The following is an 841-nucleotide window of genomic DNA, read 5'->3' as shown; positions in this document are numbered from 1 at the left end:
CAGGTACAAAACGCCGTGGTAGTCATAGCCGCCTGCTTCCAGACCCTTGGCCGTTGGCTTGACCAGCTGGTCAACGATGGCCTGGTACTGCTCTGGGCTAAGTTGCGGAACCGGGCTGTAGGAGCCCATCCCGCCGGTGTTTGGTCCCTTGTCGTCATCATAGGCCCGTTTGTGGTCCTGGGCAAGGGGCAAAAGCCGGTAGTTGCCGTTCTGCATGACCGCGAAAACTGAGTATTCCGGACCAGTCAGGAATTCTTCAAGAACAACCTGCTTCTGGCCCTTGGCAAACATTTCCCGCAAGGTCGCCGCGGCCGTTTCCCGGCTTTCAGCAATCACAACGCCCTTGCCGCCGGCCAAGCCGTCTTCTTTCAAAACGACCGGGCTGCCAAAGTCAGGCAAGGCAGCAATGGCTGCTTCTGCCGTCTGGAAAGTCTCATAGCGCGGATGCGGCACCTGGTATTTTTCCATGAACTGCAAGGCGTAGTCTTTTGACCCTTCCAGCTGGGCTGCTCTGGCGTTCGGCCCAAAGATCTTCAAATCAAAAGCGTGGAAATAATCAACGATCCCGGCCACCAGGGCATCTTCGGGGCCGACGAAGGTCCAGGCGATTTCTTCCTTAATAGCAAAGTCCTTCAGGGCCTTGAAATCGTCTTCCGGAATGCCAAGGGCCTTGACCCCGATGCTGGCCATCCCGCTGTTGCCTGGAGCACAGAAGACTTCAGCAACATGCGGGCTCTTCTTCAGGGCACGGGCAACCGCGAATTCGCGGCCACCGGACCCGATTACCAAAATTTTAAGCTTGTCTTTCATCATATCAGCCTTTTAGTGTCTAAAGTGACGG

The 841-nt window shown here is 56.0% G+C and carries 1 protein-coding gene; it reads right to left on the bottom strand.

Annotated elements, in window-relative coordinates:
• Nucleotides 1-810, bottom strand: an 810-nt coding sequence (purD, locus tag lacNas_RS10160; protein ID WP_201346826.1) for a phosphoribosylamine--glycine ligase, incomplete at its 3' end; no start/stop codon positions are given.
• Nucleotides 811-841 lie beyond the last annotated feature (31 nt).

The sequence above is a fragment of the Lactobacillus nasalidis genome (assembly GCF_016587775.1).
GTDB classification, from domain to species: Bacteria; Bacillota; Bacilli; order Lactobacillales; family Lactobacillaceae; genus Lactobacillus; species Lactobacillus nasalidis.
The sequence above is the reverse complement of the archived record's forward strand: the minus strand, read 5'-3'. Positions and strand labels throughout refer to the sequence as shown.